Here is a 13469-nt window from a genome sequence, read left to right on the forward strand (position 1 = left end):
ACGCGCCATGCCCCGAGCAACACAAAAGGCCAGGTCACGGGCTATGTGACCTGGCCTTTTCCGGAGCCGCCCTCGGGATTCGAACCCGAGACCTCGGCATCACATCGGCAGCATCATCGCTCCTGGTTCCTCGTCCCAATTGAGACCGAATCGGTGGGGACTGCCGAGGTTGCGAAGCCGCTCCGCTCGCTGGGTTATGAAACCTCGCACATCCCTGGTCAGCACATCTCGCATGGCCGCCCACGCGGCGTGACGGCTGTCTGGAACAACGGGAACCTCGCGCCGCAGCTCGGCCTCGGCGGCTTCTCCCAGCGAATGCGCCCACCGGCCATCCTGCTGCCACGTGATCCACTTGGAGCTTCTGATCGCGTTCTTCAAAGAAGCCACGTTGTACCGATATCCGAGTTGCTTCAGGCAGTAGTCCAGCGCATCCGCTGTCATGGGCTCGTTGGCTGCGAGCAGAACCAGCCGACTCGCCCCTTCCAAATTTCGAGGGCCCGGCAGGGGGCCGTGGCGGTACAAGGAGTAGGTTCCTTGACCGGCCCAACAGAAGCGCCGGTCAGGCGAAAGCACCGCATTGGCACTGGGGACACCGATTTTGTGTCCGTAATCGCTGTGGGCAAGGCGAACGAAGTCACGTACGTGCAGGGGTGATCGGACCGAACAGGCAATCGCGTACATGACCTCTGCATGGCTCTCCCAGCGTGGCCCCCCGCAGCCGCAACGCCTGCTTTCCCATGACGACAGGGCGGCGCCGCAAAGGGGGCAGGCATCACAGGCATCGGCCGTCATCCCGACTCTCCATAACACGAAGCTAAGGAGGTCACCCTGCGCTCCAGTCCAGGGACGTAGTCACCGGACTCGCCAGGACGGGGCCGATGTCCTCTTCGGTGTCGGGACCGACCGCGTCCAAGTAACGGGTGACGGCCTCCTCGTCGATGATCACTAGGTTGTCACCCGACGCAGCCTCGATCAGGCCCTGTGCCTTGCGTAGTACGTCGCGCGGCTTGCGATTCGATCGCCTGAACAACGCATCTACCGCCTCCGACGTGAACGGGTACACGTCCCCTCGCGGCCGATCGTCTTTTTTGCGAGCAGCAGCGAGATACTTAGAAAGGAGCTTGACTGCCGAGTCCAGATCACGAAGCGCCGGCAGGACCACGATCCGGTGCTTGTTGGCCTCCGAGATCTCGAACGTCGGCAGGTCCGCGAGTTCCCAGGCCGTGCCGATGGTTAGTGCTGCTCGAGGATGCATGGTTACCACGATGTTGAGCATGTCGGCCATAGGCAGCGTTTCGAGGATGATGTCGCGGAACCGTTCGGTTTCGAGATCACGCTTGGCCTTCGCCGTAGTGGTGCTCGCGAGGTCCTCCAGCTGGTCGCAGCAGAGCAGGACGTGCTTCATGCCTGCTGCCGCGGCGAAGAGGAGGAACGTCGCGAGATACACAGCGCCGTTCCGGGTCCGCGAAGCAGGCTTGACCTTGTCCAGGTAGTCCTGGGCAACGGTCGAGTCCGCGTCGCACAAAGCCAGGATGAGCTTGTCGTCGGGCGGCCCCAGAGTCCGGCCCCGAAGATCTCGATGCTGCTCGACCACGATCTTCGCCAGGCTCTGCGGATCGTCGGTGGCGGTCCGTGCGACAAGTGCCTCACGTAGGCGCTGGACGAGCGTAAGGCTTGTATTAGCGGCCCGGAAATCCGTCGCGTACTCGACGGCCGTGAACAGAGCGGCACTCAGGGAACGGATCTGGGCAGTGTCGAAGCTCGTCAGCAACCCGCAGATCGGTTCCTCGGAGGCATCGTCCTCATCGAGGCCGCAGCTCAAATACGCAGCACGGCCGAAGTCCTCGTTGAGACTCCATGTGAGGTGCTGCATGAGCACAGACTTGCCGAACCCACGGGCGTCAGAGTCGCCCGGGCCGGTACCCGTCGACCACAGGTAACCGAACCGCAGACCGGAAAAGGCTGCCCCAAGCACAAATTTCTCGACGGCCTCCTCGAATTTGTCCGCGTTGACGTCCGGCTCGTAGAGGAGTCCGTTCTCTCGCACGTCGGCGCCCCCCAACCGGGCGATGCCCGTGGTCGGGAAGGGGTTTTGACGCAGTCCCCATTGCTTCTTAAGCCAGACGGGGCCCGCGCTACGGGTTGAGGCGGTCATCGTGTCAGGTCTCCTGGGTGGTGGTTGAAGTGGCGTGGACAGTGGGTTCCTGTGCAACGCTGATCACGTTGAACACACGTCGGAGCCCACTCGCACTGGGAATGATCAAGGGCTTGGTCGAAGCAGGGGCGACCCTCAGCGACGCCTGATCGAGGTGAATACTCAAACCAAGGCCGGGGTGCTCGCCTGCGAGAGCTTCCCGCAACGCCAGATCGAACTCGTCGTCGCTGATCCGTTGCTTCCAGCAAACGGCCGCACGCAGCTGCCAGACGGGCAGGTACATGCCACCGGCTGCGTCGGCCCTTTGCTCGCGCCAGATCGCCCAGACGGCGTCGAGGGCTGCCCGACGCACCTCCTTGCCGACTCGCCGGCTGATCGCGACGGCATCGCCGCTACCCGTCACCACGGCGGTGGGCCAGAGCCGCATCGCTGAAGGTCCTGGTGCGTAGTAGCTGAAGTTGGCCAACCCCAGAAACCGAGTCCACCTGCGTAGCAGCTCGAGGCTGATGTAGTCCAAAGGACAGCCGGCCGCGCCAAATACGAACCGGGCCATGGCCTCTTCGCACGTGGTGGCGAACTGCTTTCGGCTGATCTCCTTCTCCCGGGCGCGCGCCCGCTCCTCGAAGCGGCGGACATAGTCGCGGACGCTCTCACTGATGGCCTCGGGCTCCGCAGTCCAGCCGAGCGTGCCCTGAGCTGCCGCGTCCGTAGCGAACGCGACGAACGCGTCAAGGTACGCCGCGTTAGTGCCGTAGCCCGACGCACTGAACCTCAAGAGGGGAATGGTCAAGTGAGTGGTGCTGCTGTCCGGTCGGGCGCCCAGGAGGCGCAGAAAACCCTCGAATTGCGGATGCGTGTTGAGCAGTACGCCAGTGAGCGCGTTGTACGCGGCGCGACCGTCGGCGGCGACAAGCGCCGCCCATCTCTCCCCCGCAGGGGTGAGAGTGAACACCGAATCGGCATGCGCGTATGCGGAGTTGGGACTGGAGGGAAGGATGTGCTTCTCGACCCATCCGAGACGCATCAGCTCCTTGAGGACGTCGACGGTGTTGTGGACGTGCTTCCTGGTGTCCGACCGCGCTAGCTCCCACTTGCGGGCAGAGTACGAGCCGTCCGTATCCCCCTCACGCGCCACCGCAGCAGCTCGGTCGACGAGAGCACGACGCACCTGCTCGAAGGTTGCGCCCTGAGCAACGTTGCCGATGGCGACCTCGATGTACGCGAGGTCCTGCAGCCGTGGAATGCCCACACCCCCGACGCTCACCCTCGGCCTCCGTGGAACACGGTTGCCCGGAACCACCGGGCCGACGTCTGCGAGCTACGGCACGAACGCCCCCTGAGGGGCAGGCAGTGAATGAGGCGCATCAATGCTCCGATGACAAGAGGGGCGTGGCGGATGACAACCACTGTCACCACAACCAACCCACGCCACAAGGGAGTTATTAATGTAGGCGCTCTCATGGGGCATGAGAGCCGGAACATATATATAAGAGCCCGAGGTTCTGCCCGATACGCGACGACCAGCCCGCCGAGAATCGCTTCGGGCCGACGGCTGCCCCGCGCTAAGAGAGATCACCACGACAAGCAGCGGGTGAGATGAGATGGCCACCGCCGCAGGTGTCAGTACGCCTCGCTCCGCCCGCGCAGCGCACATGCGGAGATGTCCTGCGCTCGGAGCGAGCAGGCCCCAAGGCCGTCGTGAAGGCCAAGCGGGTGAAGCCCAAGAAGTAGGTCGGCGAGCCGCTCCGCTCACGCATCGCTCACGCAAGCACTTCCACGGCATCCCCGTCGTGCGGCTCGGCATGCCCCGGGCATGAAAAAACCCCAGGTCACGGCGAGTGAGTCCTGGGGTTAATCCGAGCCGCCTTCGGGATTCGAACCCGAGACCTACGCATTACGAGTGCGTTGCTCTGGCCATCTGAGCTAAGGCGGCGCGCCGTCCGCACCATGGTGCGGTCAGCAACGTCGGTAAGTCTACACAGTTTCCGGGGGTGCTCCGCACCAGCCCGCGGCGCACCCCCGGAGGGTCCGGCGACCGGCTAGGAGCAGCGTTTCCCGTCCGCGGGAGGCGTGCCGCGGAGCAGGTACGCGTTGATCGCGGAGTCGATGCAGGCGCTGCCGCGGCCGTAGGCGGTGTGGCCGTCGCCCTCGTAGGTGAGCAGGCGGGCCGAGGCGAGCTGGGCGGCCAGGGCGCGGGCCCAGCGGTAGGGGGTGGCCGGGTCGCGGGTGGTGCCGACCACGACGATCGGGGCGGCGCCCCGGGCCTCGATGCGGTGCGGCGCACCCGTGGGTCCGACCGGCCAGTACGCGCAGCTGAGGGAGGCCCAGGCCAGGCCCTCGCCGAAGACGGGGGACGCCTTCTCGAAGGCCGGGACCGCCTTCTCGACCTCCTCCGGGGTGTCGTAGGCGGGCGGGAGGTCGAGGCAGTTCACCGCCGCGTTGGCGGACATCAGGTTGCTGTAGCGGCCGTCGCCGTCCCGCTCGTAGTAGCTGTCGGCGAGGACCAGCAGCCCGGCGCCGTCCTTCTCCTTCATCGCCGAGCTCAGTGCCTCCCGCAGTTGCGCCCAGGAGCTCTCGTCGTACATCGCCGCGATCACGCCGGTCGTGGCGAGCGCCTCGCCGAGGGTGCGGCCGTCCGCGTCGCCGGTGGGGACCGGGTGGGCGTCGAGCTTCCGGAAGAAGGCCTTGAGCCTGCGGCCGACCTGACCGCTCGGCGGGCCCTTCGCTCCGAGCGGGCAGTCCGGCTGCTGCACACAGTCCTTCGCGAACGACTGGAACGCCGTCTCGAAGCCCGCCGTCTGGTCGAGGTTCAACCGGCGCGCGGGCAGCGAGGGGTCCATCGCGCCGTCCAGCACCAGCCGCCCCGAGCGGCCGGGGAACAGCCCCGCATAGGTCGCCCCGAGGAACGTCCCGTACGACGCCCCCACGTAGTTCAGCTTCGCGTCGCCCAGTGCCGCCCGCACGATGTCCATGTCCCGGGCCGTCTCGACGGTCGACACATGCCGCAGCAGTTTCGCCGAGTGGGCGCCGCACGCCTCCGCGAACTTCTTGTAGGCGTCGACGAGTTCGGTGGTCTCCCGCGCGTCGTCGGGCGTGCTGTCCGTCTGGGTGTACGTGTCCATGTCCCGCCCGTCGAGGCATTCGACGGGCTCGCTGCGGGCGACCCCGCGCGGGTCCACGGCGACCATGTCGTACCGGGCCCGCACCTCGGCCGGGTAGCCGATCCCGGCGTACGCCTGGAGGTAGCCGACCGCCGAGCCGCCCGGTCCGCCCGGGTTCACGAACAGCGACCCGAGGCGCTTGCCCGGCCCGGTGGCCTTCTTGCGGGCGACGGCGAGCCGGACGTCCCCGCCGGCGGGCTTGTCGTAGTCGAGCGGCGCCTTCAGCGTGGCGCACTGGAAACCGGGGACCCCGCAGCTGTGCCAGCGTGCCTTCTGTCCGTAGTACGGCGACAGGGCGGCCGGCGTCGACCGCGGCAGCGCGCCCAGGGCCACGTCGGCGGCCGAGGTGGCCGAACTCGTCGAGGCTCCCGCGGAGCAGGCGGTGACGAGCAGCGCGGCGACGGCGAGGAGGGCGCCGCCGGCACGGGCCGAGCGCGCCGGTGCCGACGCCCGCGCCCGACGAAGGGGAAGCTTCCGGCCGGTGTGGCGGGGATTTCGCCTGATGTGCATCGAGCGAGCCTAACTCTCCGCGTTGGATCACATGCCCTGAGTGAACAAACCGGCCCGTACGAGTGACACCGTCAACGTGTGATCACCCGCCGGTTCTCAGCCCGCTCTGAGCGTCATGGTCATCGCCTCCACCGCGAGCAGCGGGGCCACATTGCGGTCGAGGGCCTCACGGCAGGCGCCGATCGCCTCGATACGGCGGAGTGTGGTCTCCGGAGAGCTGCCGCGGGCGATCCGCTCCAGGGCGTCCTCGGCGTCCGCGTTGGCGATCGCCACCCGGGAGCCGAGCTGGAGGGCGAGGACGTCGCGGTAGAACGCGGTGAGGTCGGTCAGGGCCAGGTCGAGACTGTCGCGCTGGGTCCGGGTGCGGCGGCGCTTCTGCCGGTCCTCCAGGTCCTTCATCACGCCGGCCGTGCCGCGGGGCATGCGGCCGCCCTGCGAGGCGCCCATCGCCGTCTTGAGCTCCTCGGTCTCCTTGCCGTCCGTCTCCTCGGCGAGCTGCTTGGCGTCGGCGGCCGCCGCGTCGACGAGCTCCTGCGCCGCCCTGAGACAGCCGCCGACGTCGTCGATGCGCAGGGGCAGCTTCAGCACGGCGGCCCGGCGCTCGCGCGCGGCCGGGTCGGTGGCCAGGCGGCGGGCCCGGTCGACGTGGCCCTGCGTGGCACGGGCGGCGGCCATCGCGGCGGCGGGCTCGACGCCCTCCCGGCGCACGAGCATGTCGGCGACGGCCTCCACGGAGGGGGTGCTCAGGTTCAGGTGCCGGCAGCGGGAGCGGATCGTCGGCAGGACGTCCTCGATGGACGGCGCGCACAGCAGCCAGACCGTGCGGGGGGCGGGCTCCTCCACGGCCTTGAGGACCGCGTTGGCCGACTTCTCATTGAGCCGCTCGGCGTCCTCGACGAGGATGATCTGCCAGCGGCCGTTCGCCGGCGAGGTGAACGACTTCCTGACGGTGTCCCGCATGTCGTCGGCGAGGATCTGGGAGCCGACGGCGGCCACGGAGCTGACGTCGGCGTGGGTGCCGATGAGGGCCGTATGACAGCCGTCGCAGAACCCGCAGCCGGGCGCTCCGCCGAGGGCCCGGTCCGGGCTGACGCACTGGAGCGCGGCGGCGAAGGCCCGCGCCGCCTGGTTCCGGCCCGCTCCGGGGGGTCCCGTGAACAGCCAGGCATGCGTCATCTTCGACGCCTCGGGCGGCGGGGCTCCGGTGGCGACGGCGGTGACCAGGGCGTCGGCGTCCCGAGCGGCGGCCGCGAGCTGCTCGCTCACCCTCTCCTGGCCGACCAGGTCGTCCCATACGGTCATGGATCACGCCGCCCTTTCGTCATGTCGCGCTACGGGATCCATTGTGCGGGCGAGCACTGACAACCGGCCCCGGCCCCGGTGGGCGGCCGCGTGCCGGTGGGGGCTCGCGGAGTTTCCCGCGAGCCCCCACCGGCATGTACCTCTCAGCGCCTGCGGCGCCGGTCGTCCCCGTGCTCGTCGTCGTGCGGTCCGAGCAACTCGTCGGCGAGCGACGGCAGATCGTCCAGCGGGGTCTCCTCGGCCCAGTCCGAACGAGCCCTGCGCCGAGGTGTCCCGTCCGCCTCGACCTGCGGCAACTCCCGGGTCCGCTCCTCGTCCCGGAAGTACCCCGGCGGCACCCGGTCCGAAGGCCCCTGCCCCGGCGCCGGAGGCACGGGGGGCAGCACGGCCGTCTCATCTGCGGCACCCGGCGGCACGGGAGGCAGCACCGCGGTCTCGTCCGCGGCACCCGGCGGGACCGGCGGCAGCACCGCGGTCTCGTCGGCCGCACCCCGCGGAACCGGCGGCTGCGGCAGCTCGGCCGTCACCTCGGAGTCGGAGGCGGCGGCGCCGGAGGCCCCGCCCGCGGAGGAGTCCTCGTCGTCCTTCTCCATGGGCACCCGGGGCAGCACGGCCGTCTCGTCCGCCGGACCGCCCGACGCGTTGGTCGGCGTCACCACGGGCGTGGGCACGGTCGCCGCGTCCATCCCCGCCGCGGGAGAGGCGGCCTGCCTGGGCCCCTCCTCCGCAGCGGCGGCCGCGGCCTCGGCGAGCCGCCGGGCCTCCTCGGCCCTCAGCAACGCCTCCTCGGCCTTGCGCTGCTTCTCCAGCCGCCGCTCCTCGGCCTCGGCGCGCAGCCGCGCCTCCTCCTCGGCCCGCTTGCGGGCGGCCTCCGCCTGGGCCTTGCGCCGCGCCTCTTCCTCGGCGCGGGCCTTCTCCTCGGCGAGGAGCCGTGTCCGCTCCTCCTCGGCCCGCCGGTGCGCTTCCTCGGCCCGCAGCCGGGCCTCCTCCGCCTGGCGTTCGGCCTCGCGGCGCTGGGCCTCCTCCAGCTCGCGCCGCTTGCGCTCCTCCTCCTCGGCCTTCAGCCGGGCGAGCTGCTCCTGGCGCTCACGCTCCAGGCGCTCCTCCTCGGCCTTGCGCGCGGCCTCTTCCTCGGCCTTGCGCCGCGCCTCCTCCTCGGCCTTGCGCCGCGCCTCCTCCTGCTCCCGGATCTCCTGCTCGGACAGCGGCAGCATCTGGTCGAGGCGGTGGCGTACGACGGTCGTGACGGCCTCGGGCTCCTGCCCGGCGTCCACGACCAGGTACCGGCCGGGGTCGGCGGCGGCCAGCGTGAGGAAGCCGGAGCGCACCCGCGCGTGGAACTCCGCCGGCTCCGACTCCAGCCGGTCCGGCGCCTCGGTGAACCGCTCGCGGGCGATCTCAGGCGACACGTCCAGCAGGACCGTCAGATGCGGCACCAGACCGTTCGTCGCCCAGCGGTTGATGCGGGCGATCTCGGTCGGGGACAGGTCGCGCCCGGCGCCCTGGTAGGCGACCGAGGAGTCGATGTAGCGGTCGGAGATCACGACCGCGCCCCGCTCCAGGGCGGGCCTGACCACGGTGTCCACGTGCTCCGCACGGTCCGCCGCGTACAGCAGGGCCTCCGCGCGGTGCGAGAGCCCGGCGCTGGACACGTCCAGCAGGATCGACCGCAGCCGCTTGCCCACCGGGGTCGCCCCCGGCTCGCGCGTCACCACGACCTCGTGTCCCTTGGCCCGTATCCACTCGGCGAGCGCCTCGGCCTGGGTGGACTTGCCGGCTCCGTCGCCGCCTTCCAGAGCGATGAAGAAACCCGCGGCAGCGGGGACCGTCACCGGGTCGTCGCCGCCGAGCAGCGCGTCCCGCAGGTCGTGCCTGAGGGGAACGCCGGACCGGTCGTCGACCTTGGCGAGCACCAGCGCGGCCACCGGCAGCAGCAGCGCGCCGACCAGCATCAGGGTGAACGCGGCGCCGCCGTGCGCGAACACGAACCTGCCGTTCTCCAGCCGGTGCGGTCCGATCGCCGCGGCCACCGCGGGGGCGGCCAGCGCGCCGAACGCCACCACGACCCGCACGACCGCGTGCAGATGCTCGGTGGTCCGGGTCCGCCGGTACTCCTCGGTCTCCTGGTCGAGCAGGGTGTGCCCGGTGTTGGCGGCCACGCCCGCGCCGACACCGGCCAGCGCGTCGATCAGCAGCACGGTGGTGACGTCCGGGACGAGACCGGCGGCCAGCAGGGCGATGCCGGTGAAGGCGATCGCCAGCGCGAGCAGCCGGCGCCGCGACAGCGTGACCAGCACCCTGGGCGCCGTGCGGATGCCGATCACGACACCACCGGTCAGGGCGAGCACCATCAGGCCGTACAGCACCGGGCCGCCGCCCAGGTCCTTGGCGTGCAGCACGGAGACGGCCACGGCGGCCGCGATCGCCCCGGCGACGGCCGCGCAGGCCGGCACCAGCAACGGGATCGCGCCGGTACGGCCCTTGTCGACGCCGGTGCCCGTCTTGGGCCGGCGCAGCCCCTCCAGCGGCGAACGCGCGCGCGGGGTGCGGGTGTCGGGCAGTTCCAGGAAGGTCAGCACCGACAGGGACGCGGCGAACAGTCCGGCCGCGACGTACGACGCGAGGGCCGGCTGGTGCTGGCCGAACCAGTCGATGCCGGAGCCCAGCAGGTTGTTGAGCAGAGAGGCGACGACGAGCGCGGCGCCGGCGAGCGGGATCGCCACGAAGGTCGTCCGCAGCGACAGGCGGCGCAGTGCGTCCAGGTGGTCCGGCAGCGGTCGTACCGTCGCCCCCTCCGGAGGAGGAGCCGGCAGCAGGGCGGGCGCCGCGCTCTCGCGGCACACCGTCCAGAAGCGCTCGGCGACACCGGCGACGAAGACGGTCACCAGGAGCATCGCGAGGGCGTCGGCCGGCATCCAGTCGATCCACAGCGGGGCGACGATGAGCAGGGCGAGCCTGACCCCGTCCGCGCCGACCATGGTCCAGCGGCGGTCGAGCGGCCCCTCCTGCGAGGTGAGCGAGGTCAGCGGGCCGAGCAGGACGGCGCCGAAGAGCAGCGTCGCCAGGATGCGCGTACCGAAGACGGTCGCCACTGCGAAGGCCACGCCTCGGTAGCCGCCGCCGAAGGAGCCCTCGGCGACCGCCGCCTGAAGGGCCAGCAGCACCAGCACCAGGAGTGCGAGGGTGTCGCCGATCCCACCGACGAGCTGGGCGCTCCACAGGCGTTTGAGCTGGGGCCTGCGCAGCAGGGCGCGGACGGCGCGCTCGCGGGAGTCCGCGACCAGGGCGTCGTCGGGGGCCGGTTCAGGGGCCGTTGGCTGCTCCGCACGGGTCATGCGTTCAGCCTATCCGGAGCCACCGACAGCCCGGAGGGCCCGTCCTGACGTGCGCACGTCCCGACACCAAAGTGATGCCGGGACGTTCGCATTGCGAAGCCTCGGTGGAGGAACCGAGCCCGTGCGAAGGCCGGAGTCTCAGTCCTCGGACGCCGTCTTGGAAGCCGTCGCCTTCTTGGCGGTGGTCTTCTTCGCCGTCGTCTTCTTCGCAGCCGTGGTCGTCTTCGCCGCGGTCTTCTTGGCGGCGGTCGCCTTCTTGGCCGGGGCCTTCTTCGCGGGTGCCTTCTTCGCCGTCTTCTTGGCGGGCGTCTTGGCCCGCTTCTCGGCGAGCAGCTCGAAGCCGCGCTCGGGGGTGATCTCCTCGACGCTGTCGCCGGAGCGCAGGGTCGCGTTGGTCTCCCCGTCGGTCACATACGGTCCGAAGCGGCCGTCCTTGACCACGACCGGCTTCTCGCTGACCGGGTCGGTGCCCAGCTCCTTCAGCGGCGGCTTGGCGGCCGCGCGCCCGCGCTGCTTGGGCTGGGAGTAGATCTGCAGCGCCTCTTCGAGGGTGATCGTGAAGAGCTGCTCCTCGGCCTGAAGCGAGCGCGAGTCCGTGCCCTTCTTCAGGTACGGGCCGTAGCGGCCGTTCTGCGCGGTGATCTCCTGGCCCTCGGCGTCGGCGCCGACGACGCGCGGCAGCGACATCAGCTTGAGGGCGTCCTCCAGCGTCACCGTGTCCAGCGACATCGACTTGAACAGCGAGGCCGTACGCGGCTTGACGGCGTTCTTGCCGGTCTTCGGGGTGCCCTCGGGGAGCACCTCGGTGACGTAGGGGCCGTAGCGGCCGTCGCGGGCGATGATCTGATGGCCCGTCACCGGGTCGGCACCGAGCTCGAAGTCACCGCTCGGCTTGGCGAGCAGCTCCTCCGCGAGCTCGACGGACAGCTCGTCGGGTGCCAGGTCCTCGGGCACGTCCGCCCGCTGGTGGTTCTCGGAGTCCTTCTCGCCGCGCTCGATGTACGGGCCGTAGCGGCCGACCCTGAGCACGATGTCGTTGCCCACCGGGAACGAGGAGACCTCGCGCGCGTCGATCGCGCCCAGGTCGGTCACCAGTTCCTTGAGGCCGCCGAGGTGGTCCCCGTCGCCGTTGCCCGCGTCGGCCGCGCCGCCGGTGGCGGTGCCCTCACCGAAGTAGAAGCGCCTCAGCCACGGCACGGACTGTGCCTGACCGGCCGCGATGCGGTCGAGGTCGTCCTCCATGCGGGCGGTGAAGTCGTAGTCGACGAGCCGGCCGAAGTGCTTCTCCAGGAGGTTGACCACGGCGAAGGACAGGAAGGACGGCACGAGGGCCGTGCCCTTCTTGAACACATAGCCGCGGTCGAGGATCGTTCCGATGATCGACGCGTACGTCGACGGGCGGCCGATCTCGCGCTCTTCGAGCTCCTTGACCAGGCTGGCCTCGGTGTAGCGGGCCGGGGGCTTGGTGGCGTGCCCGTCGACCGTGATCTCCTCGGCGCTCAGGGCGTCGCCCTGGGCGACCTGGGGCAGCCGGCGCTCGCGGTCGTCCAGCTCGGCGTTCGGGTCGTCGGCGCCCTCGACGTAGGCCTTGAGGAAGCCGTGGAAGGTGATCGTCTTGCCGGAGGCGCTGAACTCGACGTCCCGGCCGTCGGCGGCGGTGCCACCGATCTTCACGGTCACGCTGTTGCCGGTCGCGTCCTTCATCTGGGAGGCGACGGTGCGCTTCCAGATCAGCTCGTAGAGCTTGAACTGGTCGCCGGTCAGACCGGTCTCGGCGGGCGTGCGGAAACGATCACCCGAGGGGCGGATCGCCTCGTGCGCCTCCTGGGCGTTCTTGACCTTCCCGGCGTAGGTGCGCGGGGACGAGGGCAGGTAGTCGGCGCCGTACAACTGCGTGACCTGGGCGCGGGCCGCGGTGATGGCGGTGTCGCTGAGGGTCGTGGAGTCCGTACGCATATAGGTGATGAAGCCGTTCTCGTACAGCTTCTGGGCCACCTGCATGGTCGCCTTCGCGCCGAAGCCGAGCTTGCGCGAGGCCTCCTGCTGGAGGGTCGTCGTACGGAACGGGGCGTACGGCGAGCGGCGGTACGGCTTGGACTCGACCGAGCGGACCGCGAACCGGGTCTGCTCCAGGGCGGCGGCCAGCGCGCGGGCGTTCGCCTCGTCGAGGTGGAGGGTGTTCGCGCTCTTCAGCTGTCCCAGGGAGTCGAAGTCGCGGCCCTGCGCGACCCGCCTGCCGTCGACGCTCTGCAGGCGCGCGACCAGGGACGACGGGTCCGAGGGGTCTCCCGCGCGGCCGGTCGCGAAGGTGCCGTTCAGGTCCCAGTACTCGGCGGAACGGAACGCGATGCGCTCGCGCTCCCGCTCGACGACGAGCCGGGTCGCGACCGACTGGACACGGCCGGCCGACAGGCGCGGCATGACCTTCTTCCACAGGACCGGCGAGACCTCGTAGCCGTAGAGGCGGTCGAGGATGCGGCGGGTCTCCTGGGCGTCGACCAGCTTCTGGTTCAGCTCGCGCGGGTTGGCGACGGCGGCCTGGATCGCGGCCTTGGTGATCTCGTGGAAGACCATCCGCTTGACCGGGACCTTGGGCTTGAGCACCTCCTGGAGGTGCCACGCGATGGCCTCGCCCTCGCGGTCCTCATCGGTGGCGAGGAAGAGCTCGTCGGAGTCCTTCAGCAAGTCCTTGAGCTTCTTGACCTGGGCCCGCTTGTCGGCGTTGACGACATAGATCGGCTCGAAGTCGTGCTCGACGTCCACGCCGAGGCGGCGGACCTCACCGGTGTACTTCTCGGGCACTTCGGCGGCGCCATTGGGGAGGTCGCGGATGTGCCCGACGCTCGCCTCGACGACGTATCCGGGGCCGAGATAGCCCTTGATCGTCTTCGCCTTGGCAGGCGACTCGACGATGACGAGTCGGCGGCCGCCCTGTGCGGTCTCGCTGGTCGGGGACAACTTCGCTCTTCTCTCCGGTCGACACTGGGGTCTCCCCAGGTCTTGTTT

The 13469-nt window shown here is 70.1% G+C and carries 7 protein-coding genes and 1 tRNA gene; all 8 read right to left on the bottom strand.

The window, feature by feature from the left end; genetic code table 11:
• Window positions 1-99 precede the first annotated feature (99 nt).
• The 8 genes from AQI94_RS44625 to topA all read right to left on the bottom strand — a co-directional run bounded on the left by AQI94_RS44625 (window position 100) and on the right by topA (window position 13421).
• The gene (locus tag AQI94_RS44625; RefSeq protein WP_158806154.1) at window positions 100-441 is read right to left on the bottom strand and encodes a hypothetical protein; all 342 of its coding nucleotides are present in this window, start codon (window positions 439-441) and stop codon (window positions 100-102) included.
• A 382-nt stretch (window positions 442-823) separates the two neighbouring features.
• On the bottom strand, window positions 824-2155 hold the full coding sequence (locus AQI94_RS21105; protein WP_051831906.1) for a hypothetical protein: 1332 nt from the start codon (window positions 2153-2155) through the stop codon (window positions 824-826).
• 4 nt (window positions 2156-2159) lie between these two features.
• Window positions 2160-3419, bottom strand: coding sequence for a hypothetical protein (locus tag AQI94_RS21110; RefSeq protein WP_051831907.1), 1260 nt, complete (start codon window positions 3417-3419; stop codon window positions 2160-2162).
• A gap of 595 nt (window positions 3420-4014) precedes the next feature.
• Window positions 4015-4088, bottom strand: a tRNA-Thr gene (locus AQI94_RS21115).
• 106 nt (window positions 4089-4194) lie between these two features.
• On the bottom strand, window positions 4195-5826 hold the full coding sequence (locus AQI94_RS21120; RefSeq protein WP_031037742.1) for an alpha/beta hydrolase: 1632 nt from the start codon (window positions 5824-5826) through the stop codon (window positions 4195-4197).
• A gap of 96 nt (window positions 5827-5922) precedes the next feature.
• Window positions 5923-7128, bottom strand: a complete 1206-nt coding sequence (locus AQI94_RS21125; RefSeq protein WP_062229876.1) for a DNA polymerase III subunit delta' — start codon at window positions 7126-7128, stop codon at window positions 5923-5925.
• Between the two features lie 143 nt (window positions 7129-7271).
• Window positions 7272-10463, bottom strand: coding sequence for a dTMP kinase (gene tmk / locus AQI94_RS21130; protein ID WP_062229877.1), 3192 nt, complete (start codon window positions 10461-10463; stop codon window positions 7272-7274).
• Between the two features lie 138 nt (window positions 10464-10601).
• Window positions 10602-13421: a type I DNA topoisomerase gene (topA, locus tag AQI94_RS21135; protein ID WP_031046484.1), complete on the bottom strand. Its 2820-nt coding sequence runs from the start codon at window positions 13419-13421 to the stop codon at window positions 10602-10604.
• Window positions 13422-13469: the final 48 nt, after the last annotated feature.

Source organism: Streptomyces pseudovenezuelae (assembly GCF_001513955.1).
Classification (GTDB): domain Bacteria; phylum Actinomycetota; class Actinomycetes; order Streptomycetales; family Streptomycetaceae; genus Streptomyces; species Streptomyces pseudovenezuelae.

Excerpts from the sequence above, each read along its gene's own strand:
- AQI94_RS21105 (WP_051831906.1), bottom strand. The coding sequence starts at position 2,155 with ATGACCGCCTCAACCCGTAGCGCGGGCCCCGTCTGGCTTAAGAAGCAA.
- tmk (WP_062229877.1), bottom strand. The coding sequence starts at position 10,463 with ATGACCCGTGCGGAGCAGCCAACGGCCCCTGAACCGGCCCCCGACGAC.
- AQI94_RS21120 (WP_031037742.1), bottom strand. The coding sequence starts at position 5,826 with ATGCACATCAGGCGAAATCCCCGCCACACCGGCCGGAAGCTTCCCCTT.
- AQI94_RS21125 (WP_062229876.1), bottom strand. The coding sequence starts at position 7,128 with ATGACCGTATGGGACGACCTGGTCGGCCAGGAGAGGGTGAGCGAGCAG.
- AQI94_RS44625 (WP_158806154.1), bottom strand. The coding sequence starts at position 441 with ATGACAGCGGATGCGCTGGACTACTGCCTGAAGCAACTCGGATATCGG.